Source organism: Limnohabitans sp. Hippo4 (assembly GCF_003063605.1).
Lineage (GTDB): Bacteria > Pseudomonadota > Gammaproteobacteria > Burkholderiales > Burkholderiaceae_C > Limnohabitans_A.
In genome coordinates, this window is sequence record NZ_NESE01000001.1 from 767,434 (window position 1) to 792,422 (window position 24,989).

Sequence of the window (24,989 nt, forward strand, 5' to 3'; positions counted from 1 at the left end):
TATTGTCGCACTTTAAGTCTTGGGCAGGGTTACGCCCACTTGACCTTGGTATTTTCCGCCCCGATCTTTGTAGCTGGTCTCGCAAACCTCGTCGCTTTCAAAGAACAAAACCTGGGCACAGCCCTCTCCCGCGTAGATCTTGGCTGGCAGGGGGGTGGTGTTGCTGAATTCAAGGGTCACATAGCCTTCCCACTCGGGCTCAAAAGGGGTGACATTGACGATGATGCCGCAACGCGCATAAGTGCTTTTGCCCAAACAGATGGTCAGCACGTTGCGAGGAATACGAAAGTACTCCATTGTGCGAGCCAAAGCAAAACTGTTGGGCGGAATGACGCAAACATCGGAATGGATGTCGACAAAGCTTTTTTCGTCAAAGTTTTTGGGGTCGACCACCGTGCTGTAGATGTTGGTGAAAACCTTGAACTCGGGCGCGCATCGAATGTCATAGCCATAACTGCTGGTGCCATAGCTCACGATTTTTTCGCCAGCGGCGTTTTTTCTCACTTGGCCCGGCTCGAAAGGCTCGATCATGCCGTGCTCTTCAGCCATGCGGCGAATCCATTTGTCGCTTTTGATGCTCATCGCTCAGTCTTTCCAACAGTCTTTGAATGCAAGTTCGCATTGTAAAGTGCTATGGCCGTGCAGTGTAGACCCGTTGAAACGTGAGCAGATTTCAGACCCTGTGTGCCCTGAAATCGAGAAGGGATACAGGGGGTGGGATAAACTTTGGAGCTCACATTGAGCAATATCTCACCACCGAGAGCACCCCATGAAAAGACGCACCCTCCTCCAAGCCAGTCCATTTTTGCTGGGCTTGCCCGCCGCAAGCGAAGCGCAAACGGCCTACCCCAACAAGCCCATTCGCTACATCGTGCCCGTGGCCGCTGGCGGTGGCTCTGACATGGTGGGACGCGCCCTTTGCGAGCGTTGGGCCAAAGTTTTGGGACAGTCTGTGGTGGTGGACAACATCGGCGGCGGCGGCGGCGTCATTGCCTCGCAAAACACAGCTCGCTCTGCCGCCGACGGCTACACTTTGATGCAAGGCTACGTGGCAACTCATGGCACCTCCCCCGCCACCCGTAAACTGCCCTACGACGCAGAAAAAGATTTCACGCCCATTGGCATGATCGGCTCTACGCCCAATGTCCTGTGTGTCAATACCAATTTGCCACCGCAAAACATCAAGGCTTTTTTAGAATACGTCAAACAAAACCCCGGTCGCCTTTCTTATGGTTCTGCAGGCGCGGGCTCTCTGACGCACTTGACGGCTGAGTTGTTCAAACTGCAAACCAACAGCTTCATGGTGCACATTCCTTATCGCGGCATTGCACCGGCCATCACCGACCTCATTGGTGGTCAAACACAAATGATGTTCCCAGGTTTGGCAGCAGCCTTGCCGCATATTCGCAGTGGCCGCATCCGTGCACTTGCCGTCACAGGCACCAAGCGTCACCCTCAAGTCAAAGACATTCCCACGCTGGAAGAGGCGGGTCTCAAAGGCTTTGATGCCCAGCAATGGTATGGCGTGGTGGGACCTGCCAACATGCCAGCCCCCATTGTTAAAGTACTCAACGATGCCATGTTGAATGTGCTGTCACAACCAGACTTCAAAGAGAAATTAAGTTCAGAGGCCGTTGAATTGATGCCTATGAAGCCGGCTGAGTTTGCGGCTTACATGAAGGCCGACTTGGCCCGTTGGACGCAACTGGCCAAAGCTCGCAACATTCAATTGGACAGTTAAGTGTCCCTTACGGCGTGACCTTGCCCACCACGCCTTCGACCAAATAATTCATGTTCAGAATTTGCACTGGCGTCAAAGCTTGGCCTGCGGCCACCACGGGCTTGCCTTCGTTGTCCTTGATGGGGCCATGGAAAATCTGACGTTTCCCCAGAACAATGTCTTTTTGAATTTGCTGAATTTCATTGCGCACTGAGTTGGACATCTTGGGGCCAAAATCGCCGACGCGAATCATGCCCTCCTTCAAGCCACCACTCGCATTGCCCGTGCGCCATTGCCCACTCTGGACATCTTGCACACGCTGCGTGTAGTAGTTGCCCCACTCATGCATCACAGCCATCAGTTGCGCATCGGGCGCCACTTTGCGCATATCGGAGTGGTAGGCAATCGCCATCTTGCCGCGTTCTTGCGCGGCCACCATCACTGCGTTGGTAGCGGTGTGAAATGTGATCACGTCGACAGACTGATTGAACAAGGTCATGGCCGCATCTCGCTCTTTGGCAGGATCAAACCAGGCATTCAGCCAAACCACTTTGACTTGCGCTTGGGGGTTCACAGAGCGCATGCCCAAAGTGAAGGCATTCAAACCTTGCAGCACTTCAGGAATGGGGAAACCTGCCACATAACCCGCCACATTGGACTTTGTCAGGCGACCGGCCGCCACACCCGCTAGATAACGACCCTCGTAGTAACGAGCGTTGGCCACGGCCACATTCACGTCAGTTTTGTATCCCGTGATTGATTCAAACTTCACATTGGGAAATTCTTTCGACACTTTCAGCGTTGGTTCCATGTAGCCAAAGCTGGTGGTGAAAATGATGTCATGGCCTTGCTGTGCCAAGTCGCGCACCACGCGCTCCGAGTCCGCGCCTTCGGCCACGTTTTCAACCACAGTGGTTTTGACTGAGTTGCCCAATGACTTTTCAACCGCCTTGCGGCCTTCGTCATGTTGGTGAGTCCAACCGGCCTCAAAGACAGGTGTCACGTAAACAAAGGCTGCTTTGACAGGCTTGTTGCCAGACGAGGCTAAGGCCTGTGCAGGCTGTGCCGCAGTGGCAGTTAAAGGAAAAAAGGGAGATAAAAAGCAGGCGGCCGCGATCACGGCAGCGAGGTTTTTGTACATGGTAGTCCTCTACATGGCTTCGGTTGAACAACATCAATGGCCGCCGAAGCGCAGACATTGAAACATCAAAAACACTTGCAAACCCTTGCAAATGCAGGCTGTATTCTAATGCAGGTGTATAAAGTTCAATTTTGTTTTGCAAAGTGTGGGTTCGACATGCATGTTCGTTTGATTCCTAGCGCCCTCCTCGCCGCTTGCCTTGTTTCACCCGCTGCCACATGGGCGCAAACGCCCGCCAGCACCTCTAGCACCGCCGTCACTCCCATCAGCGCACTGAAAGCAACAGCTCAGGTTGAAGGCATTACCGAATACCGACTGCCCAACGGCTTGCGCGTGTTGTTGGCCCCCGATGCTTCCAAGCCCACCACCACAGTCAATGTCACCTACTTGGTGGGCAGCCGTCACGAAAACTATGGCGAGACGGGCATGGCCCATTTGCTTGAACACATGGTGTTCAAAGGCACGCCCAAGTTTGGCAATCTGTTGCAAGAGCTCGCCAAGCGCGGCATGGATTTCAATGGCAGCACTTATTTCGACCGCACCAATTACTACCAAACGTTTTCTGCCAACCCAGACAATTTGAAATGGGCCATCGAAATGGAAGCCGACCGCATGGTCAACTGCTTCATTGCCCGCAAAGACTTGGACTCCGAGTTTTCTGTGGTCCGCAACGAAATGGAAAGCGGCGAGAACAGCCCCTTCATGTCGCTCTGGCGAAGCATGGCGGCCACTGCCTTCGATTGGCACAACTACGGCAAAGCCACCATTGGCGCGCGCTCTGACGTTGAAAACGTCAAGATTGAAAACCTGCAAAACTTTTACCGCAAGTACTACCAGCCCGACAATGCAGTGTTGTTGGTCGCCGGCAAATTTGACCCTGACGCCACCTTGGCACTCATTCAAAAAGAATTCGGCGCCATCCCCAAACCCACGCGCATCTTAGAGCCCACCTACACCCAAGACCCCGTTCAAGATGGCGAGCGCGAAGTCACGGTTCGGCGTACGGGCGACACCCAACTTTCTGCCGTGCTTTATCACACCGCACCCGGAAGTCACATCGATTCAGCGGCGCTCGCGGCACTCTTTGAGGTGCTGGCCGACACGCCCAATGGTCGACTGCACAAATCTCTGGTTGAGAAAAAACTGGCAGTCAGCGTCAACGCCATGAACTTTGATTTGGCTGAACGTGGCTACGTGGTTTTGATGGCAGAGCTCAGCAAAACGCAAAGTTTGAACAATGCCCGAAAAGCATTGCTCAGTGAACTCGAGGGCATTGCCCAAAAGCCGATCACCGAAGCGGAATTGAAACGCGCCAAGGCCAGCCTGCTGAGTGCCATCGACAAAACCATCAATGATCCCCAAATGTTGGCTGTGCAACTCTCCGAGTCCATTGCCAATGGCGATTGGCGCTTGTTCTTTTTGCAACGAGACCGCATAGAAAACTTGACAGTGCCCCAGCTTCAAGCCGCGGCGCTCAATTATTTCAAAGCCAGCAATCGCACCTTAGGCCAATTCATTCCCACCAACACCCCTGATCGCGTCAAAGTTCCCGAGACAGTTGACGTGGCCAAACTGGTCGCTGACTACAAAGGTAAAACAGCCGCCAGCGAAGGTGAAGTGTTTGATGTTGCCCCCGCCAACATTGAAAAACGCACACAGCGCTTGGCACTTGCCAACGGCATGAAACTCATTCTCACACCCAAGAAAACCCGAGGCGAAACAGTCAGCGGCTATTTCACTTTGCGTTTTGGTGACGAGAAGTCTTTGTTCAATCAAGCCACCACCGCCAACCTCACAGCCCACATGCTGATGCGCGGTACGGCACAACTGCAACGCGCAGAGATTGCAGCCAAATTGGATGAACTCAAAACACAATTGGAAGTGACGGGTGGCGGTCAAACAGTCAGCGTTCGGTTCGACACCCTTCGCAAGAACTTGCCGGCCGTTTTGAGTTTGGTCAAAGACATCCTTCGTGCACCCAGCTTTCCCGCCAAAGAGTTTGAATTGTTGGTGGACGAAAGCACGGCCAGCTTAGAAAGCCAACGCAGTCAACCCAATGCCAAAGGTTCACTGGCCATGGCATTGGCCTTGGAGGTCTATCCTCAAGGCGACATTCGTGCGACACGCAGTTTGGACGAATCCATTGCCGCTCTCAAAGCCGCAAAGCTAGCGCAAGTGAAGCAATTTCACAGTCAGTTTTACGGCGCTAACAACAGCGAATTTGCGCTGGTAGGCGACTTTGACAGCGAAGCCGTCAAAGCCCAACTCCAGCAATACTTTGGCAATTGGAAAAGCGCCAAAAGCTACACCCGCTTAAAAGCAGAACCTAAGCCCGTCAAAGCGCAAACCATCCAACTTGAAGCACCCGATAAAGCCAATGCTTTTTTCATTGCAGGCCTGCCCTTGTTGTTGCAAGACACCGACCCCGACTTTATCCCCCTGCAATTAGCAAATCGAATTTTGGGCGGTGGCACCAAGTCTCGGCTCATGGACCGTCTGCGACAAAAAGACGGTATCAGCTACGGCGCCGCCAGCCAACTCAGTGTCAGCGCGTTTGAACGCTCTGCGATGTGGGTGCTTTACGCCATCTATGCCCCCCAAAACTTGGGCAAACTTAAAAGCAGTGTTCAAGAAGAATTGGCAAAATTTGCCAAAGACGGCGTCACTGCAGAAGAACTGGCCGATGCCAAAAAAGCTTGGCTAGAGGAACGCAAAATTGGCCGCGCACAAGACGCTTCATTGGCTGCAGGTCATGTGGCGCAAACTGCCGCCAACCGCACCATGGCCTTTGTTGAAAAGAACGATGCGCGCATCGAATCAAGCACCCTGGACGAGGTCAACGCGGCCATTCGCAAACACCTTGAGCCCAACAAGTTCTTGAATGTTTATGCGGGTGATTTTGTCAAGCAAGGCGACAAATAAATCAGTTTTTAAATAAAAAAACCGCTGCAACAGCAGCGGTTTTGGCAATGCCAGGCTTCATTACAAAACCAAATCCGTCAAACTGAGTTGGGTCACTCCGACCAACTCAATTTGAAATTCAGCAGCCATTTTCAAGTCATGGTCCATACCGTCTTTGACTTGATCTTTTTCACTTAGGCCATTCCATTGATCATCGCAGGTGTTGCCACGCCACAGATCATCATTGTCGGAACCTGAAGTCGAATGAGCGTATGAGTTGACTGTTGTACTAGAAGTGACAGCGGCAGCGCTATAAGTCTTGGTCATTTTGGCAAAAATACCATCACCATCGATGTCGCTGAAAATAGTAGTTTCAATACGGCCATGTTCTGTTTCAGTTTTAACGATGTTGTTGCCATCGACTGACCAGCTTTCATCGCGGTCTATTTTTTCAAATTTAGCGCGGCCGTTTTTAATTTCGTAAACGGCTGTCACTGCGCCGTTGACAACTGTAAATTGATAACCCTTGTTTGCGTCGTTGCTCATATTGTTCCCTTTGATTGCAATGAAATTGCTTTGCTGAGAACTGAAATTTAACGAGGCCAGATGAAGCCAAGCTTAAGAGACAACTTTGCGGTCTTTGGGCCAAACCATGACCACTTGCAATCCGCCAAAATTGGGACTGGTACCCAATTGAACTTTGATTCGGTTCAATTGTGCAATTCTGCGAACAATCGACCAGCCTAGGCCACTGCCTGTGGCCTCGGTGCCAAGCACTCTGAAAAACCGATCACCCAAACGCACGCGATCGGACGCCGACATGCCAGGGCCACTGTCTTCCACCGTCAGCATGGGTTCGGGGCCGTCCTGCCAAGTGACTTGCAATTGGGCACCCTCGGGGCTGTAACGGCTTGCGTTGTCAACCAAGTTGCGAACCACGATCGACAACCATTCGGGTTTGACATTCAGCAACAATTTATCTGGCGCTTCAAAATTCAAGCTTTGGTGCTTGGCAATCCACGCGTGTCCAGACTCGGCCAATTGTTGTCGGGTTAGTGCAATCACATCGACAGCCTGCTGGCTGAGCGTGTCTTCATAACGCTCGGCAGCATCTAAGCGTGAAAGTTCTAACAGTTGTGAAATGAGCCGAGTTGCACGGTCACAGCCATCCATAAGGGCTTGCAATGCTTGCTTTTGCGCCCCTGCCTCTGTGGCGCCCATGGCCACTTGCGCTTGCATGCGAATGGCAGCCACAGGCGTTCTCAATTCATGGGCTGCATCTGAGGTGAATTGACGTTCGTTGGCCATTTGAACTTCAACCCGTTTGAACAATTGGTTCAAAGCTTGCACCAAGGGTTGGACTTCTTTGACGGCCTTGGCTTCTTCAAGTGCTTGCAAGGATGCAGCTTTGCGCAAGCCAATTTCTTGACTCAAATGCCGCAGAGGTCCTAGGGATACGCGAATAGACCACCATATGAACAAAGCCATTAGCGGAAAGACCAAAAGTAATGGCACGATGGCACTTTCTAGGCCCGCATACAAAATATCTTGACGGTATTTACCAAGCTCGGCAACATGGATCCACACGTCTTTTTCTTGCCCCTGCGTACTGAAAATTCGCCAGACGTCCCCATCGACCTTGCGATCAATGAGACCACTCTCGCCAGGTTGCCTAAAAGGTGTTGTGGGCGCTTTTTCTGAACGCGCAACAAGCTGACCTTCATGCCAAACTTGATAGGCTACACGAGGCTGGTATTTGTGCAGGGTGGGACTGGTGGTGAAGTCCCTGTCGTTTTCGTGGCCATCACCCGACTGAACAACGAGGAAAGAAGCTGTTTGAGCCAGATGGGCATCGAGCAATTCATTGAGTTCGTGATCGGTTTCATACCAAGTCAGGCCCAACACCAACAACCATGCTGCAGCCGTGACCAACAACAAAGATGCAAGGAGACGAGATTGCAGCGAAGGACGCTTGTCAGTTGAGTGCATGGCCTATTTTGGCATGACGTAACCCACGCCACGAATGGTTTGAATGAGGTCATTGCCCAACTTGCGCCGCAAATGATAGATGTGCACCTCAACCGTATTGCTGCTAACTTCGGTGCCCCAACTGTAGAGGTGTTTTTCCAATTGCTCACGGGTTAAGACATGACCCGCATGCATCATGAAGGTGAACAACAGGTCAAACTCTCGAGCAGACACATCAACTGGCTGGCCCTTTAGACTGACCACCCGCGCTGTCGAATTGAGTTGGACATCCTTGACACTGATGGTGCTTTGAATTTCACCATGGGAACGTCTGACCAATGCACGCAATCTTGCAGCCAACTCTAACAAGTCGACAGGCTTGATCAAATAATCGTCAGCGCCAGCGTCCAGCGCTTCAATGCGATAAGACACCGCATCTTGCGCCGTCAAGATCAGGACGGGTGTTTTGATTTTCTTTTGACGAACTTTTTGGAGGCACATCAAGCCATCTTGGCGCGGCATACCCATGTCCAAAATAACCGCCTCGTGCACCTGTGTCATCATTTCTCGCTCGGCAGCCACACCATCTCGCACCCAGTCCACCTGAAAGCCGTGCTGCCCCAGGCCCGTTTTGAGGCCTGAACCCAATGTTTCATCGTCTTCTGCCAACAATACACGCATGGTGTGGATTTGCCTCAGGTCAATTGAAAAAACAAGAACGACACGACTGCCATGCCAAGCAAGACGGCCACCCACACATGATTGCTTTGAGCCACATCGGGACCCGCGCCATCGCGGCGGCCCGTCCACATGGGGCGCAAACCTTGTGATTTTTTGCTGAGTACCATTAGCATGACCAAAGCGATGTGCAAAAGTACAGCCATTAATAAAAAATTGCCAAAAAACTCGTGGATTTCAGACATCCAATCGCCACTGATTTCATTGTAGATCGCATAACCCGAAAGCGTGATGAAAATAGAAATCAGGAATGTACTGAAAGCGGCAAGCGTTAAAACAATGGAAGACCACTTGCGAAAAGTTTGGGCGTTCCACTTCAACACGGCCTCTGGAAAATTCTGAAAGTCATTTATAAGTTCCTTCAGGGCTTCCAGCTTTCGCCAAGCAACACTGAGCCTAGATTGACGGGGACCGAACATTCCCCAAAGCAAACGAAACACAACCAAGCCAAACAAGGTATAGCCCAAGCTCACGTGCAGCAGCCTGAATCGCTCGCTTTCAGCCGTCATGTAAGCCCCTACAAAAGAGAGCGCCATGAAGGTGTGAAACATACGCATGGGCATTTCAACAATGCGCCTGCTGGGTGTGCAGGTCTTGGCGGATGGTGCCAATGTATTCAAGGTGTGATGAGTCATGGTGATTACTTTTTCCGAGTACTTGGGAGGTCCATCAAAGCGGAATGCGGACACGGTCGTCTTCAAAGTCGCCCATGTCTGCGCCTTGGTGGCATGCTTGACATTGCGCTTTGCCATTGATTGACTTGCGCGTCCAAACGGCTTTGTCGATCTTGCGGTGCTTCTTTTCAAACCATGTGGTGGTGGTCAACCTGTCGCCGGGTGATGAAGCCTCAACTCGCTTGTAGGTACCGCCTTGCGCTTGCAGCCAAGCGCCAATTTGACGTTCTGTTGCTTTGTCTAAGGATGCATCTGTGCCGAAATGTTTGTCTAAACCGCCCATGATGCGTTGCCATGACGGTTTAGACAGCATTGCTGGGGGATAAGCCATGTGACAAGATGCGCATTCAGTTTTATAGGCTGGCAACACGGTGGTGGACATGAGGGGTTTGTCAGCCATGGCCAGAGGCAACGTGCCAAACACCAAGGCGGCACAGAGGCAGACTCGCTGGGTCCAATTGTGAAAAGTCATTTCAAGTCCTTCAGGTAAGCCACAACATCTGCCTTTTCCAACGGCGTGCATTCTCGGTTCAGAACGTCTTTGCAGTTTCTGCGGAACCACTTTTCAACTTTGGCCAAATCAGAAAATCGCTCGGCGTTGACCATGGGCGCCAATGGCAAAATGGGTTTGCCCGTGCTGGCATGTCGACCAGGCAACAAGGGCGACGCGCCGTGGCAAGAAGCACAGCTCAATTCATTGACCGACTTGGCATTGAAAAAATGTTGCCCACGCAGGCGGTCGGCCTTTTGTCCAGCCGCTTGCTGATACTGCGTTAAGAGCGCATCAGGATTGGTATCGCCTGCAATTGCTGAACCGATCCAGAACACAGCAACGACAACAGCCCATAAGCTGCGACGTAAATACAAGGTAGGTGATGAAGTCATGACGTGATGTTGACCAGGTCATCTGAAGCCATTCTTAAGAGCTCATCAGAATTGAAAGCTGCAGGCCATGAAAAAAGCCGCGCTTCTTGCGAAACGCGGCTTTTTTGTTGAGGACTGAGTGGATCAGTTTGGCACTTTGCCTTCCACGCCTTTGACGTAGAACTTGATACCGCCCAAGAACTTGTCGTCAGCCACTGCGTCTTTGGCCAACACTTCTTTGCCGTCCTGGCCCACGATAGGACCCTTCCAGATGGCGAAGCTGCCATCTTTCAGACCGGCTTTGATTTCTTCCACTTTCTTCTTGGCATCTTCAGGCACGTCGGCTGCAACAGACACCATGTCGATGGCGCCTTCTTTCACGCCCCACCAGCTTTGGCCAGTCGACCATTTGCCTTCGAGAGCTTCACCCACGGCCTTGATGTAGTAAGGTGCCCAGTTGATGACCGCAGAACCCAAGTGAGCCTTAGGACCGTAGGCTGTCATGTCGGAATCCCAACCGAAAGCACGCTTGCCCATTTTTTCGGCAGTTTGCAACACAGCAGGTGAATCGGTGTTTTGCATCAACACGTCAGCGCCGCCGTTGATCAAAGCGGTTGCAGCTTCTGTTTCTTTGGGTGGATTGAACCAGTCGTTCACCCACACCACTTTGGTCTTCACTTTGGGATTGACTGACTGTGCACCCATTGTGAAGGAGTTGATGTTGCGAATCACTTCAGGAATTGGGATAGAGGCCACAACGCCCAAGGTGTTGGTCTTGGTCATCTTGCCTGCAATCACGCCAGCCATGTAAGCACCTTCGTAGGTGCGGCTGTCGTAGGTGCGCATGTTGTCGGCAGTTTTGTAGCCGGTGGCATGCTCAAACTTGATTTCTTTGTTGTCGGCGGCGACTTTCAACATGGGTTCCATGTAACCGAAAGTGGTACCGAAAATGAGTTTGTTGCCTTGACCGGCCAAGTCACGGAAGACGCGCTCTGCGTCAGCGCTTTCTGGCACTTTTTCAACAAAGCTGGTGACGATTTTGTCGCCGAATTGTTTTTCAACGGCCTTGCGCGCGTTGTCGTGTGCAAATGTCCAACCACCGTCGCCCACAGGGCCAACGTAGGCAAACGCCACTTTCAGGGGTTCAGCCTTGGCTGCAGCGGCAGGCTTGGCCTCTTCTTTTTTGCCGCAAGCTACCAAAGCAGCTGCTGCAACGAGGGAGATCGCGGCGATTTTAAGAACCGACCGCTTGTTCAGTACTGTCATGAAATTTCCTTTATGGATGAACAGGGTTGCACGAGAAAAAACATTATGAACCGGGATGGAAGGGTTTGCCTAGTGAAGCTGGCATGTTGATGCGAATCCAAGCCGGATTTCGTGAGATCAGCGCCAGCACCACAATGGTGGCAATGTACGGCAAAGCCGTCAGCCACTGGCTGGGCACTTGCACGCCCAAACCTTGCAAGTGGAATTGAAGCATGGTGACCCCACCAAACAAATAAGCACCAAGCAAAATCCGAGCCGGTCGCCAGGTTGCAAAGGTGGTCAGGGCCAAAGCAATCCAGCCCTTGCCAGCCACCATGCCCTCAACCCAAAGCGGCGTATAGGCAATCGAAATGTAGGCACCTGACAAACCGCACAAAGCGCCACCAGCCACCACCGCATAAAAACGAATGCGACGCACCGAATAGCCCAGTGCATGCGCCGATTCGGGGGATTCGCCCACCGATCTGAGCACCAAACCTGTGCGAGTTTTGTAGAAGAACCACATCAACCCAAAGACAAAAGCAATCACGCCATAGACCAGGGGGTGCTGCTTGAAGAAGGCAGAACCCACGAGAGGAATGTCCGCCAAAAATGGGATTTCAAAGCTGGGGCGCTGAGGTAACTTTTCTTGGACATAGCCAATGCCCACAAACGCAGAAAAGCCCACACCAAACAAACTGAGCGCCAAGCCTGTGGCGTATTGGTTGGTGCTAAGGTAAATCACCAAGACACCAAAGACAGCGGCCAACACAGCCCCCGCACCCATGCCCGCCAAAAAACCTAGCCAATCACTGCCGGTGTGCACCACGGTTGCAAAGCCTGCAATGGCCGCACACAACATCATGCCTTCGGCGCCCAGGTTGACCACCCCCGCTCTTTCGTTGATCAGCAAACCCAGGGCAGCAATGGCCAAGACCGTGCCTGCATTCAATGTGGCCGCAACCAACAATGCGTACGATTCCATCACACCCTCCTGCTCTGCCAACGCAGGCGATAGGCCACCAGCGTGTCACACGCCAACAGACTGAACAACAACAAGCCTTGGAACACGCCTGTGATGGACTTGGGCAATCCCATGCGCGACTGCGCCAGTTCACCGCCAATGTAGAACATGCTCATGAGCACTGCCGAAAACACCATGCCCACAGGATGCAAGCGCCCCACATAGGCCACGATGATGGCGGCAAAGCCATAGCCAGCTGGCACATAAGGTGTTAATTGGCCTAAAGGGCCCGCTACTTCAAGGGCACCGGCCAAACCGGCGGCACCGCCCGATACCAACAAGGCGGTCCACAACGCCCTGCGAGAAGAAAAGCCAGCATAGCGTGCAGCGGCTGGCGCCAACCCGCCCACTTGCTGCGCAAAGCCTGCACGCGTTCTGAACAAAAAGATCCAGACAGCCGCCACACCGATCAGCGCCAAAATGAGGCCCACACTGACGCGAGAGCCCGACATGAGGCGAGGAATTTGGGTGACCGCTTCAAAGGTTTTGGTTTGCGGAAAGTTGTACCCCGCGGGGTCTTTCCAAGGACCATAGACCAAGTAGCCCAGCACCATGTCAGCCACATACACCAGCATCAAGCTGACCAAAATTTCGTTGGCGTGAAACTTGTCCCTGAGCCAAGCGGTGATCGAGGCCCAAAACATGCCGCCCGCAACACCCGCCAAAACAACGGCCACCACAATCCAACGGCCTGTTTCTTTGTCGGCCAGCATGGCCACACCACCAGCGGCCACAGCACCCATAACAAACTGGCCTTCAGCGCCAATGTTCCAAACATTGGAGCGATAACAAACTGCCAAGCCCAAAGCAATGACCAACAAGGGCGTGGCTTTGACCATCAATTCGCCCAAAGCATAGGCCGACTTAAGGGGCTCCCAAAAAAACATTTGCAGGCCACGCACGGGATCTTTGCCCAGCAGCACAAACAAACCAATGCCCAAGGCCACCGTGATGACCAAGGCCAACAAAGGTGAGGCATAACGCCACACCTTGGAGTCCTGAGGACGCAACTCAAGCTTGAGCATGGGCCTCCCACAAACCACTCATCCACTCACCAATTTGCGCAACGGTGGCCTCTTTTCGGTCAATCGAGGGAGACAACTTGCCATTGGCCATGACATACAAGCGGTCAGAAATCTCAAACAGCTCGTCCAACTCTTCACTGACCACCAACACCGCACAACTGGCATCGCGAAGCGCCAGCAACTCGCCGCGAATTTGCGCAGCTGCGCCAACGTCCACACCCCAAGTGGGTTGGGACACCAACAGCACTTTGGGGTTGGCATCGATCTCTCGGCCCACAATGAATTTTTGCAAATTACCGCCCGACAAAGACTGAGCGGCAGCTTGTGTGCCATTGGCTTTGACGTTGAAGCGGTCGATGATATTTTGGGCTTGTGTTTGCAGCACTTGCGTGTGAATCCAGCCACTCTGAGCAATGGCCTCACCGCGTGTGAGCAGCATGTTTTGCGCCAAACTTAGCGAGGGCACAGCACCGCGGCCAAGGCGCTCTTCTGGCACAAAATGCAAACCCGCTTGGCGGCGCTCGTCTGGCCCTGAATGGCCAACTGCTTGCCCTTGCAATTGAATCTTTTGGGCTTGTGCACGCGTATCCTCACCCGACAAGGCATACAACAATTCACGTTGACCATTGCCAGAGACGCCGGCAATGCCCACCACCTCACCGGCACGAACCTGCAAACTGACTTGCGACAAATCGACGCCGAATTGGTCTTCTTTGGGCAAAGACAAATTCTTCACTTCAAACAACACAGCGCCTGGCTGGCGGTCTTGGTAAGTTAGGGCTGGCGGCTCTGCGCCAATCATCAAGCGACTGAGCGACGCATTGGATTCTTCACGGGGATCGCAGACACCCGTCACTTGGCCGGCTCGAAGCACCGTACAGGCCGTGCACAGTTCGCGGATTTCATGCAATTTGTGGCTGATGTAGAGCAAGCTACAGCCTTGGCTGACCAATTTCTTAAGCACCACAAACAGCTTGTCCACCGCTTGGGGCGTGAGTACCGAGGTGGGCTCATCCAAGATCAGCAATTGAGGCTCGGTAAGCAAGGCCCGAATGATTTCAACCCGCTGCATTTCGCCCACGCTTAAGGTGTGGACTGGACGGGAAGGATCAATGTCCAAGCCGTATTCGGCCGCTTTCAAACTGATGCGGGCCGTGACTTCTGAAAGTTTGAGCGACTTGTCCAAACCCAGCCAGACATTTTCAGCCACGCTGAGGGTGTCAAACAAACTGAAATGTTGAAACACCATGCTGATGCCCAAAGCACGGGCTTGCTGGGGATTGCGAATGTGAACGGGCTGGCCGTTGTATTGAATTTCACCCTCATCCGGCTTGACAGAGCCGTAGATGATCTTCATGAGGGTGGATTTGCCAGCGCCGTTCTCGCCTAAGACGGCATGTGCTTCACCCGGTCTCACCGACAAGGACACCGAGCGATTGGCGACCACGCCGGGGTACCGCTTGGTGATGTTGGACAGTGACAATCGCGCTGGCTCAGGGGAATGCATGGAATTCTCAAAGTTCGATAAATTCTATCGATCTTTGAGACCCCAAGCCTCCCAAGCGGGGTGAATCTTTTTAAATACCTGCCAAGGACTGCAAACCCGTGGGATCGAGCAGGTTCAGCACCCTGCCGCCGCCACTGATGAGCTTGCGCTCCCTCAAATGCTTGAGCAGCCGTGAGAAAGTTTCAGGGGCAATGCCCAGTTGTGCGGCAATGAGTCGTTTGCGGTCTCGCAAGATGACCGCCATGCTGCCCTGTGCATCGGTAGGTTCGGCGTGCCGCAGCAGCCATTCGGCAAAACGGGCATCGGCATCCTTGGCTAAACGGCTCACAGCCACCTCGATCTGCTGCCTTTGGGCTTTGGCCAAATCCAGCATGAGGGTGTGCACCGGTTCGGGCAAGTTCTTCAAATGACTTTTGAATTGCCCCAAAGGCATGGCCTGGAGCGTCACAGGACTTTCGGCTAGCGCATCGACAGCGTGCGGCAGTCCCAACATAGTAGCCGCAGCCTCCAGCCAAAAGGGACCTTCCACCACGCCCAGTTGATGCACCATTTCACCGTTCTCAATCACCCCGAAGGCAACACGGCCACTGAGCAAATGCAAAGCCTTGCTGGCCGCTTGACCCCGTCGCAACAAGACCGTGCCAACTGGCAGGTCTTCAGCCGGAGTGGGGATGATGGTGAGAACGCGATTCAACATGCGCCGAATTTGCCAGAGCCTTGGCTCGGGCGTGTTGACGCACATCAATCATTTGTCACAACACCAAAATGGCGCGGAAGTCGTTCACATTGGTGTGCGTGGGCCCCGAAAACACCAAATCGTTGAGTGCCTGGAAATAACCGTAGGCGTCGTTGCAGCCCAAATGCTCATCCAAATTGACGCCCGCCTGCTGCGCCCTAAGCAAGGTGTCTGGGGTCACCATGGCGCCAGCGTTGTCTTCAACCCCGTCAATGCCGTCGGTGTCTGCAGCCAAAGCCCACACACCAGCTTGCGCTTGCAGTCCCTGTGCCAAACCCATGCAAAACTCGCCAGCGCGTCCGCCGCGCCCTTCTCGTGGCTTGGCCCCGCCTTTGCTGGCGTTGTTGCGAACTGTGACAGTGGTTTCGCCACCGCTCAAAATGACACAGGGCTTGACGAAGGGACTTTTGCCATGTGCACTGGCGCGCGCCAAGGCTGCATGAACTTTGCCCACTTCGCGCGATTCACCTTCAATTTCATCGCTCAACACATAGGCCCGCAAACCTTTGGACTCTGCCAAGGCAGCGGCGGCCATCAAAGATTGTTGAGGCGTTGCAATGAGGTGAACCGAGGTGTTGGCAAACATGGCATCACCTGGCTTGGGAGATTCCCAGGCACCACTTTCCAAAGCCTGTTTCACCGCAACTGAAATCTCGATGTTGTAGCGCTGCAAAATGTCGAGGGCGTCTTGGCACGTGGTGACGTCGGGCACCGTGGGGCCACTGGCAATCACGGAAGGGTCGTCGCCTGGCACATCACTGATGGCCAAGGTCACCACCTTCGCAGGTGCGCAGGCTGCAGCCAAACGCCCCCCTTTGATGCGAGACAAGTGTTTGCGGACACAGTTCATTTCGCCAATGTTGGCACCGCTTTTCAACAGCCCCTGATTGATGCTTTGTTTTTCAGCCAGGCTTAAGCCTTCGGCCGGCAAAGTGAGCAAAGCAGAGCCCCCGCCAGAGATCAAAAACAAGACCAAGTCATCCTTCGTCAAACCTTTTGTCAGCGCCAAAATTTCTTCGGCTGCAGCCAGTCCTGCGGCATCGGGCACGGGGTGTGAGGCTTCGACCACTTTCAAGCGGGGCGCCACGCCTTCAGGGCGTTGGGGGGTATGACCGTAACGGGTGACCACCATGCCCGACAAAGGCGCATCTTGGGGCCACAAGGCTTCGACGGCATGGGCCATGGCACCGGCCGCTTTGCCTGCGCCCAAAACCAGGGTACGACCTTTGGGTGCAGCAGGCAAGAACGCAGGCGTGTTTTCCAAAGGCAGCGCCCTGGTCACGGCGGCATCAAACAATTGGCGCAAAAAAGTGCGGGGGCTTGACGCAATGTCGGGGTGAATTGAAATGGGATCACGCATGCAGCAGAGTGTAGTGTCTGACTTGAGTCCGATCAATTTCTTCGTGCAAAATCATTGCCATGACCACCTTGCTCATTCACAACGCTCACACCATTGCCACGCTCAACGACGCGGGCGATGAACTTCGCAACGCCTCCATCTTTGTCAGAGACAACTGCATCGAAGCCATTGGCCCTGCCGACAGCTTGCCCAAAACAGCAGACAAAGTGATCGACGCCCAACACCATGTAGTGATTCCAGGCATGGTGAACACACACCATCACATGTGCCAAAGTTTGACGCGCGCCATTCCAGCCGTCCAAAACGCCGAGTTGTTCAGCTGGCTCACAGGCTTGTATCCCATTTGGGCAGGTCTTCAGCCCGAGATGATTTACGCCAGCACGCAAACCGCCATGGCCGAATTGCTGCTGTCGGGCTGCACCACCAGCAGTGATCATTTGTACATCTACCCCAATGGCGTGAAGTTGGACGATTGCATTGCCGCTGCCCAAGAAATTGGCATGCGTTTTGTCGCCACCCGCGGCAGCATGAGTGTGGGCCAATCCAAAGGCGGCCTGCCACCCGACCGTGTGGTGGAACAAGAAGATGCCATCTTGAAAGACACACAACGCCTCATTGAAACTTATCACGATGCCTCACATGGCGCCATGACACAAGTCGCTGTGGCACCCTGCTCGCCTTTCAGCGTCAGCCAAGACCTCATGCGATTGTCGGCAGAGATGGCACGCCACTATGGCGTTCGCCTGCACACGCACTTGGCCGAAAACGACCATGACATTGCCTACAGCCTCGAGAAGTTCAATCGCACACCCACGCAATATGCCGAAGACCTCGGTTGGTTGGGCGACGATGTGTGGCATGCCCACTGCGTCAAACTCGACGACGAAGGCATCTCACTCTTTGCCGCTACGCGCACCGGTATTGCACACTGCCCATGCAGCAACATGCGCTTGGCCAGCGGCATTGCCCCTATTCGCAAAATGATCGAAGCCGGCGTACCCGTGGGCTTAGGCGTTGACGGTAGCGCCAGCAACGATGCGGCGCACATGGTGAATGAAGCACGACAAGCCATGTTGTTGGCCAGACTGCGCAAGTCGCTTGAAGCCCCGCAAGTCAATGCCGAAGGCAAAACCATTTTTGGCTGCGACACCGCCCCCATGGAAATGACGGCGCGCGACGCACTGCGCTTGGCCACGCGCGGTGGCGCCGAGGTCTTAGGCCGCAAGGACATTGGGCAGTTGACGGTGGGTTACTGTGCCGACATGGCCTTGTTTGATTTGCGCAGCCTCAGTTTTGCTGGAGGCGCCGTCCATGATGCCATTGGCAGTTTGATGTTGTGTGCCAGTGCGCCTGCCGCCTACACGGTGGTCAATGGCCAAGTGGTGGTGAGCGAGGGTCAACTCACGCGCGTTGAATTAGGTCGGGTGATTGAGCGACACAACCAATTTGCCATGCAATTGGCGGCAGGTCACTGACCTGCAACTGCCAGGCTTTCTCCAACAAGCTTTGGCTTCAGTCCAGTTTGGCGCCAGCCAAGTACCAGGACGCGATGGTGTCTCGTTCTTCTTGCGTGATGCCTGTTGCATTGTTCATTGGCATTTGCTTGGTCACGCTCACCTGTTGGTAAACGTTTTGCGCGTTCAACTGAATGCCTTCAAGCGAATCTAAGCGCACATTTTTCATTTGCACTTGGGCGCCGTGGCAGCTGAGACATCGCTGATCGATGACGGATTTGACTTGGGCAAATGTGGCGGGCTTGGCTTGCGCATTCGAAGGCGCGCTGGCTGGTGAGCCCCAGGGTGCCATGGCCAAGATCACAGCCACAATCAAAGCCACACCCACTGCCGCAAAGGGCCATGGATTTTTGGCACGGCCCAAATGGTAGCCGTGACGCTGAACGAAGAACTGACGAATTAAAGCGCCTGCAAACATCAGCACAAACAAAATCAACCAACGCTGGGGGTGCGTGTACAAAAAGCTGTAGTGATTGCTCAACATGGCAAAGATCACGGGCAGCGTGAAATAGGTGTTGTGCACACTGCGCTGCTTGCCGCGTTTGCCGTGAATGGCCAAGGCCATGGCGTCGTATTTTTCGCCGGAGGTCATGGCGGCCACCACTTTGCGCTGACCTGGAATGATCCAAACAAACACATTGGCACTCATGGCCGTGGCAATCATGGCGCCCACCAACAAGAAGGCGGCACGTCCCGCAAACAATTGACAGGCCAACCACGATGCAAAGGCCACCACGCAAAGCATCAAGCCGGCAACGATCAGTTCACCATTCTTTTTAAAACCGAACAGGCGGCAGACCGTGTCGTAAACAAACCAAAACGCCACCAAGAAACCCAGCGCGGCTGAAATGGCCATGGCGGGCGACCAGTCCATCAGGGACTTGTCGATCAAATAAGTGCTGGCGTTCCACAAATACAGAACCGTGAAAAGCGCAAAACCAGACAACCAAGACGAATAGCTTTCCCAATAAAACCAATGCAGTTTGGTGTGAATTTTCTTGGGCGCCACCATGTACTTCTGCGGGTTGTAAAAGCCGCCACCATGCACGGCCCACATGGCACCGTCCACGCCCTTTTCAAGCAAGTCGGGCGAGTTGGGTTTCAGCAGATTGTTGTCGAGAAAGACGAAGTAAAACGACGACCCAATCCATGCGATCACGGTGATCACATGCACCCATCGCAACAGCAAATTAAGCCAGTCCAGTAAATAGGCGTCCATGTTCAATTTCCAAATTGTTTACCGAAGTGTATACAATTTTTCAAGCTTGCAACAGCTGTGCCGCCACTGCCACTGCAATCACTTCAGGTTCTTTGCCTGTGATACCGGGTACACCGATGGGGCAAGTGACCTGTTGGCACTCTTCTTCTGTAAAGCCTCGCTCGACCAAGCGGCGCTTGAAGGTTGCCCATTTGGTGGCACTGCCAATGAGGCCAATGAAGGCCAAGTCCTTGTGCTGACGCTGCCGCTGTAAACAGGCGGCCACCACATCCAAGTCTTCAGCGTGGCTGAAACTCATGATCAAGACACGGCTTTGAGGTGCCAATTCAGGCACGGCAGCCTGCACCGGATTGGAGTGCTCACAGACCACCTGGCCTGGCACATCCGCAGGAAAAATTTCATCGCGGCTGTCGATCCACCGAACATGAAATGGCAATGGCGCCAGCACCTGAACCAGTGCTTTGCCAACGTGCCCGCCACCAAACAAGGCCAGTGGCCGAAATCGTTCAGCAGCTTGCGCTTGCATGAGTGCTTGCAAACGCGGAGCGTCCTGGATTGTCACCCCTTCAAACTTCAAGACCAAAGCACCGCCGCAGCATTGTCCCAAACTGGGGCCTAAAGCAAAGCGTTTTTCAAAGGGCAAAGGAGCATGAGCATCGGACGCTTGCAGGCATCGACGGGCTTCTGCAATGGCCTCAAACTCCAAATGACCACCGCCAATGGTGCCTAAAAAATCATCTGCAAAAATGGCCATGACAGTGCCTGCACCGCGTGGCACAGAGCCTTGCGCTTGCAAGACCGTGATCCACACGGCAGGGGCATGTGCCAATTTCTCAAGAAGCGCGGGAATCCAATGCACGGAAGACGACTTTCAATTTGGGACTGTTCAAACCACACTGTACAGTGACAGAATGGGCCATTGCGAAAGAGGGGACAAATTTCAAATGACATTCACCGATGCGGCACGCCATTCTCTTCTGTACCGCGGCCTAGGCTGCGCTTTCATTGCAGCTTGGTTGGTGGGTTGCAGCACCCCACCACCGCCGCCTCAAGCTGCTGTAACGCCACCTGCCCCCGTTGTCATCAAACCCATCGAGCCTGCCAAGCCACAATTACCCACCTCCAACGCGCGCAATGCCCATGAGTACCGCGTTGATGCGGCCAAGCATCTCTACCAACTCAATGGCGCACGCATCTTCAAAGGTCGCATGCCGCCCATGCTCTATGCCGTCGGTGTACTGGACGTCGAGGTCGACAAGCAAGGGCAAGTCACGCGCACTTATTGGGTGAGAGCGCCAGGCCATGCCCCCGAGGTCATGAAAGAAATTGAAAAGACGGTGCGTCAAGCAGCCCCCTACCCTGTTCCGGCGCACCTGAACAAGGTGGTCTATTCAGACGTTTGGCTCTGGCACAAAAGCGGAAAGTTTCAGCTTGACACGCTCACAGAGGGTCAAGACTGAAACGGTTTAAACAGCCGCTTTGGCTTTCTCGCAAGTCATCAAAATCTTCTCGGGTGTTGCAGGCGCGCTCATGTGAACCACGGTTTTGTGGTCGGCACTGGCGCTCACAGCATCACGCAAGGCAAAGAAAGTTGACAAGGCCAGCATCAAGGGTGGCTCACCTACAGCTTTCGAATTGAAAGGCGTTGGCTTCAAATTGCTGCCGTCAAACAAGGTCACATTGAAGTGCTCTGGAATGTCGCCAGCCACTGGGATTTTGTAAGTGCTAGGGCCATGCGTGAGGAACTTGCCCTTCTTGTCCCAAATGCACTCTTCCATGGTAAGCCAGCCCATGCCTTGCACGTAGCCGCCTTCAATTTGGCCTTTGTCGATGGCAGGATTGATGCTCTTGCCAGCGTCGTGGACGATGTCCACGGCTTTGATCCAATATTCGCCTGTGCGCGTGTCAATTTCAACTTCACTGACAGAGGCGCCGTAGCAGTAGTAATAGAAGGCATGACCTGTGAGGTTGGCAAAGTCGTACTTAATTTCGGGCGTCATGTAGAAACCCGTGACCGACAAGCCCACACGGTCTAACCAAGCTTGCTTAGCCACCGCTGTCCACTCAACAGACTTGCCACCGCCGTGTGCCATGCTGTTGGCAAAGCTCACATCGGATTCCTTGCAGCCCAACATGTTGGCGGCCACTGGCGCCAAGCGCGCGCGCATTTGCGCCGTGGCATTCATGATGGCAGCACCATTGATGTCTGCGCCGCTGGAAGCAGATGTTGCAGAAGCGTTGGGCACCTTTTGTGTATCGGTGCCAGTGACTCGCACGTATTTGATGTCGATGCCCAAACCATCGGCGCACACTTGCGCCATCTTGGTATTCAGGCCCTGACCCATTTCGGTACCGCCATGGTTGCAGCTGACCGAGCCGTCCATGTAAATGTTGAGCAAGGCGCCGCCTTGGTTCAGCATGGTGGCCGTGAAGCTGATGCCAAACTTCAAGGGTACCAAAGCCAAACCACGCTTGCGGCGCTTGTTCACTTTGTTGAAGGCATTGACGCTGTCGCGGCGCTCGCGGTATTTGGCTTCTGAGGCCACTTGGTCAATCACCTTGTCGCCCACCCAATCGGCAATGGTCTGACCGTATTGCGTCACCATGGTGGCGGGGTTGCCAGAGACTGCGGGGTCTTTGTAGATGTTGAGCAAGCGCACATCCAAAGGATCTTTGCCAATGTCATTGGCAATTTGCTCAATGACAGTCTCAATGCCAAACATGCCCTGAGGACCACCGAAACCACGGAAAGCGGTGGCGCTTTGCGTGTTGGTTTTGCAGCGGTGGCTGATCAGTTTCAAATTGGGAATGTAGTAGCAATTGTCGATGTGCAAGCAGGCACGATCGTTGACAGGACCAGAATAGTCGGTGCTGTATCCGCAGCGTGACATGAGGGTGATGTCAGCACCCAAGATGCGGCCTTCGTCGTCATAACCCACTTCGTAGTCAATGCGGAAGTCGTGACGCTTGCCCGTGATCATCATGTCGTCGTCGCGGTTCACGCGCAACTTCACAGGACGCTGCAATTTGAACGCGGCCAAGGCGGCACTCTGGCTGAAAATGCTGGCATTGCCCTCTTTGCCGCCAAAGCCACCGCCCATGCGGCGGCAAATCACTTCCACGTCGTTGGTGCTGAGGTTCAAGGCCGATGCGGCTTCTCGCTGATTGCCATCAGGGTGCTGCGTAGAACAGTACAAGGTGAGTTGACCATCTTCACGCGGCACGGCGTATGTAATTTGGCCTTCCATGTAAAACTGTTCTTGCTGACCGGTTTCGGTGCTGCCCTTGACTTTCCGAGGTGCTTTGGCAATGGCTTCGGATGCATTGCCGCGCGTGATGCCTTTGGCGGGCATGACAAAACTTTGCGCTGCCATGGCTTCGTCAATGGTCAAAATGGGCTTGAGTTCTTTCACCAACACTTTGGCGTTGTGCGCAGCTTCGCGGGCATAGAGCATTTCTCGTGCGACCACCACGGCCACAGCTTGTCCAATGAACTCGACTTTGCCAACAGCCAAGAAAGGATCGTCGTGAATGATAGGGCCACAATTGTTTTCACCAGGGATGTCTTTGGCGGTGTAAACAGCCACCACACCATGCGCTTTCAAAATGGCTTCGCGGTCAATGCCGTCGCCAATCAGTTCGCCATGGGCCACAGGTGATTTGATGATGGCGGCATACAAGGTGCCCGCCAATTCAGGCATGTCATCGGTAAAGGTGGCACCACCCGTCACGTGCAAATGCGCAGACTCATGAATGACATCGGTGCCTTGTTGCAAACCAGACACGGGCAATAAATTGTGCAAAGAAATGGGCGCGTTCATTTAAGCCACCTCAGTCGTTTGTTGTTCAATGAAATCGATCACCAAGTTGCGGGCGACCAATGAGCGGTAAGCCCAGGTAGCGCGCAAACCATCGCGTGCCACAAAGCTGGCAGCAATGGCCGCATCCAAGTCAGACTCTTTCACATCGGCAGGCGCTTTGCCTTCCAACACGGCTTCCAACTTGGGCGCACGGCAAGGTGATGGTGCCAAGCCGTTGTAGGCCAACTTCACGTTGCTCAACTTGCCACCCTTCAAGGTGTAAGTGATGGCAGCACAAGTGGCCGAGATGTCTTGCTCAAAACGCTTGCTGACTTTGTGGGCACGGAAGACTTGACCGGCTTGAGGCTTGGGCAAAACCACAGCTTCAATGAACTCGCCAGCTTGCAAAACCGTTTGTTTTTGGCCAGTGTAGAACTGGTCCAAAGACACTGTGCGAGTTTTGTCGCCACGGCGCAAGGTGAGCGTGGTGCCCAAGGCCATTAGGCAGGGCATGGAATCACCAATGGGTGAACCATTGGCAATGTTGCCTGCCAAGGTGGCTGTTGAGCGAATGGGGGGCGAGCCAAAACGGCGCAGCACTTCGGCAAAGTCTGGGTAAGCCTTGGCCACCAGGCCCTCGACTTCGGTGAGGGACACCACGGCGCCAATGTGCCAAGCTTGTGGCGTGTCTTTCACCTGCTTGAGTTCGGCCACATTGCCCAAGTACACGATGTGATCTGGGCGTGAGAATTGTTTGTTCACTTGTAAGCCCACTTCGGTGCTGCCTGCAAGCAAGGTCGAGGTGGGGTGTTTGACCAAGTAGTCGGCCACTTCGGCCAATGTGGCGGGTGAGACAAACTCATTGCCTTTGCGTGTGCGAACCACGGGCTGAACAATGATGTCGCCTTCCAAACTCAAGGTTGGCGTGGATGCGCGTTGAATTTCTTTGAGCAAAGGCACGTCGGCTGCATCGTCAAGCTTCAGTGCAGCCTTGTTGCCACAGGCTTTGGACGCCGCATCCAAAATAGGGGCGTAGCCAGTGCAACGGCACAAATTGCCGCTGAGCGCATCGCTCACTTCTTGACGCTTGGGCGAAGGGTTGACTTGCACCAAATTCACCAAGCTCATCACGATGCCTGGGGTGCAGAAACCGCATTGGGAGCCATGGCAATCGATCATGGCTTTTTGCACAGGATGCAAACTGCCGTCGGGTTTTTTGAGGCTCTCCACCGTTTTGATGGACTTGCCATCCAAAGAAGGCAGCAATTGGATGCAGCTGTTGACGGCTTTGTAGTTGACCGCATTGCCGCTGTCATTCAAATCACCCACCATCACCACACAGGCGCCGCAATCGCCTTCTGCACATCCCTCCTTGGTGCCAGTGCGATGCAATTGTTCGCGCAGGTAATCTAAAACGGTGGTGGTGCGGCGCACGCCTTGGGCTTCGACGATTTGGCCGTCAAGCACGAAACGCACGGTGTTGGTCACTTGGCTCATGGTGGAAAAGTTTGGGGGTTGATTCAAAACAAGTTTGATTTTAGGGAGTTCACCCC

22 protein-coding genes are annotated in these 24,989 nt (G+C 53.8%); 4 read left to right on the top strand and 18 right to left on the bottom strand.

The window, feature by feature from the left end:
* Nucleotides 1-12 precede the first annotated feature (12 nt).
* Nucleotides 13-582 (bottom strand): dCTP deaminase, encoded by a 570-nt coding sequence (dcd, locus tag B9Z46_RS03520; protein ID WP_055360172.1) that lies wholly within the window; start codon nucleotides 580-582, stop codon nucleotides 13-15.
* A gap of 187 nt (nucleotides 583-769) precedes the next feature.
* Between dcd and B9Z46_RS03525 the strand changes: the two genes are divergently transcribed.
* On the top strand, nucleotides 770-1,741 hold the full coding sequence (locus tag B9Z46_RS03525) for a tripartite tricarboxylate transporter substrate binding protein (protein ID WP_108254540.1): 972 nt from the start codon (nucleotides 770-772) through the stop codon (nucleotides 1,739-1,741).
* A 7-nt stretch (nucleotides 1,742-1,748) separates the two neighbouring features.
* On the opposite strand, the gene B9Z46_RS03530 is transcribed toward B9Z46_RS03525, so the two are convergent.
* The gene (locus B9Z46_RS03530) at nucleotides 1,749-2,861 is read right to left on the bottom strand and encodes a BMP family ABC transporter substrate-binding protein (RefSeq protein ID WP_108254541.1); all 1,113 of its coding nucleotides are present in this window, start codon (nucleotides 2,859-2,861) and stop codon (nucleotides 1,749-1,751) included.
* A gap of 156 nt (nucleotides 2,862-3,017) precedes the next feature.
* Between B9Z46_RS03530 and B9Z46_RS03535 the strand changes: the two genes are divergently transcribed.
* Complete coding sequence (locus B9Z46_RS03535; protein ID WP_158268390.1) at nucleotides 3,018-5,783, top strand: pitrilysin family protein; 2,766 nt, start codon at nucleotides 3,018-3,020, stop codon at nucleotides 5,781-5,783.
* Nucleotides 5,784-5,843: 60 nt separating this feature from the next.
* Here B9Z46_RS03535 and B9Z46_RS03540 read toward each other — a convergent pair whose 3' ends face one another.
* The 12 genes from B9Z46_RS03540 to B9Z46_RS03595 all read right to left on the bottom strand — a co-directional run bounded on the left by B9Z46_RS03540 (nucleotide 5,844) and on the right by B9Z46_RS03595 (nucleotide 16,903).
* Nucleotides 5,844-6,308 carry a hypothetical protein gene (locus tag B9Z46_RS03540; protein WP_108254543.1) on the bottom strand — a complete coding sequence of 155 codons (465 nt, stop codon included), beginning with the start codon at nucleotides 6,306-6,308 and terminating at the stop codon, nucleotides 5,844-5,846.
* Between the two features lie 72 nt (nucleotides 6,309-6,380).
* Nucleotides 6,381-7,751, bottom strand: a complete 1,371-nt coding sequence (locus B9Z46_RS03545; protein ID WP_108254544.1) for an ATP-binding protein — start codon at nucleotides 7,749-7,751, stop codon at nucleotides 6,381-6,383.
* 3 nt (nucleotides 7,752-7,754) lie between these two features.
* The gene (locus tag B9Z46_RS03550) at nucleotides 7,755-8,411 is read right to left on the bottom strand and encodes a response regulator (RefSeq protein ID WP_055360167.1); all 657 of its coding nucleotides are present in this window, start codon (nucleotides 8,409-8,411) and stop codon (nucleotides 7,755-7,757) included.
* 14 nt (nucleotides 8,412-8,425) lie between these two features.
* Nucleotides 8,426-9,103 (bottom strand): cytochrome b/b6 domain-containing protein, encoded by a 678-nt coding sequence (locus B9Z46_RS03555; RefSeq protein ID WP_158268391.1) that lies wholly within the window; start codon nucleotides 9,101-9,103, stop codon nucleotides 8,426-8,428.
* Between the two features lie 34 nt (nucleotides 9,104-9,137).
* On the bottom strand, nucleotides 9,138-9,614 hold the full coding sequence (locus B9Z46_RS03560; RefSeq protein ID WP_158268392.1) for a diheme cytochrome c: 477 nt from the start codon (nucleotides 9,612-9,614) through the stop codon (nucleotides 9,138-9,140).
* Nucleotides 9,611-10,027: a DUF1924 domain-containing protein gene (locus tag B9Z46_RS03565; RefSeq protein WP_108254547.1), complete on the bottom strand. Its 417-nt coding sequence runs from the start codon at nucleotides 10,025-10,027 to the stop codon at nucleotides 9,611-9,613. Before B9Z46_RS03565 ends, B9Z46_RS03560 begins: the two co-directional genes overlap by 4 nt.
* A gap of 123 nt (nucleotides 10,028-10,150) precedes the next feature.
* Nucleotides 10,151-11,272 (bottom strand): BMP family ABC transporter substrate-binding protein, encoded by a 1,122-nt coding sequence (locus B9Z46_RS03570; protein WP_108254548.1) that lies wholly within the window; start codon nucleotides 11,270-11,272, stop codon nucleotides 10,151-10,153.
* 43 nt (nucleotides 11,273-11,315) lie between these two features.
* Nucleotides 11,316-12,236 (bottom strand): ABC transporter permease, encoded by a 921-nt coding sequence (locus tag B9Z46_RS03575; protein WP_108254549.1) that lies wholly within the window; start codon nucleotides 12,234-12,236, stop codon nucleotides 11,316-11,318.
* Nucleotides 12,236-13,300, bottom strand: a complete 1,065-nt coding sequence (locus B9Z46_RS03580; protein WP_108254550.1) for an ABC transporter permease — start codon at nucleotides 13,298-13,300, stop codon at nucleotides 12,236-12,238. Before B9Z46_RS03580 ends, B9Z46_RS03575 begins: the two co-directional genes overlap by 1 nt.
* Nucleotides 13,287-14,807, bottom strand: coding sequence for an ABC transporter ATP-binding protein (locus B9Z46_RS03585; protein WP_108254551.1), 1,521 nt, complete (start codon nucleotides 14,805-14,807; stop codon nucleotides 13,287-13,289). The genes B9Z46_RS03580 and B9Z46_RS03585 overlap by 14 nt, the downstream gene beginning before the upstream one ends.
* 70 nt (nucleotides 14,808-14,877) lie before the next feature.
* Nucleotides 14,878-15,504: a Crp/Fnr family transcriptional regulator gene (locus B9Z46_RS03590; RefSeq protein ID WP_108254857.1), complete on the bottom strand. Its 627-nt coding sequence runs from the start codon at nucleotides 15,502-15,504 to the stop codon at nucleotides 14,878-14,880.
* A 55-nt stretch (nucleotides 15,505-15,559) separates the two neighbouring features.
* Nucleotides 15,560-16,903, bottom strand: a complete 1,344-nt coding sequence (locus tag B9Z46_RS03595; protein WP_108254552.1) for a glycerate kinase — start codon at nucleotides 16,901-16,903, stop codon at nucleotides 15,560-15,562.
* Between the two features lie 59 nt (nucleotides 16,904-16,962).
* On the opposite strand from B9Z46_RS03595, the gene B9Z46_RS03600 reads away from it, so the two are divergent.
* Nucleotides 16,963-18,378: an 8-oxoguanine deaminase gene (locus tag B9Z46_RS03600; RefSeq protein ID WP_108254553.1), complete on the top strand. Its 1,416-nt coding sequence runs from the start codon at nucleotides 16,963-16,965 to the stop codon at nucleotides 18,376-18,378.
* Between the two features lie 37 nt (nucleotides 18,379-18,415).
* On the opposite strand, the gene B9Z46_RS03605 is transcribed toward B9Z46_RS03600, so the two are convergent.
* Together B9Z46_RS03605 and xdhC are read right to left on the bottom strand one after the other, a co-directional pair.
* Nucleotides 18,416-19,636: a urate hydroxylase PuuD gene (locus B9Z46_RS03605; protein ID WP_108254554.1), complete on the bottom strand. Its 1,221-nt coding sequence runs from the start codon at nucleotides 19,634-19,636 to the stop codon at nucleotides 18,416-18,418.
* A 40-nt stretch (nucleotides 19,637-19,676) separates the two neighbouring features.
* The gene (gene xdhC, locus B9Z46_RS03610; protein WP_108254555.1) at nucleotides 19,677-20,495 is read right to left on the bottom strand and encodes a xanthine dehydrogenase accessory protein XdhC; all 819 of its coding nucleotides are present in this window, start codon (nucleotides 20,493-20,495) and stop codon (nucleotides 19,677-19,679) included.
* 85 nt (nucleotides 20,496-20,580) lie between these two features.
* Here xdhC and B9Z46_RS03615 point away from each other — a divergent pair, with 85 nt between their 5' ends.
* On the top strand, nucleotides 20,581-21,096 hold the full coding sequence (locus tag B9Z46_RS03615) for a hypothetical protein (RefSeq protein ID WP_199220536.1): 516 nt from the start codon (nucleotides 20,581-20,583) through the stop codon (nucleotides 21,094-21,096).
* Between the two features lie 6 nt (nucleotides 21,097-21,102).
* Here B9Z46_RS03615 and xdhB read toward each other — a convergent pair whose 3' ends face one another.
* Nucleotides 21,103-23,457 carry a xanthine dehydrogenase molybdopterin binding subunit gene (gene xdhB / locus B9Z46_RS03620; protein WP_108254556.1) on the bottom strand — a complete coding sequence of 785 codons (2,355 nt, stop codon included), beginning with the start codon at nucleotides 23,455-23,457 and terminating at the stop codon, nucleotides 21,103-21,105.
* The gene (gene xdhA / locus B9Z46_RS03625; RefSeq protein WP_108254557.1) at nucleotides 23,458-24,933 is read right to left on the bottom strand and encodes a xanthine dehydrogenase small subunit; all 1,476 of its coding nucleotides are present in this window, start codon (nucleotides 24,931-24,933) and stop codon (nucleotides 23,458-23,460) included.
* Nucleotides 24,934-24,989 lie beyond the last annotated feature (56 nt).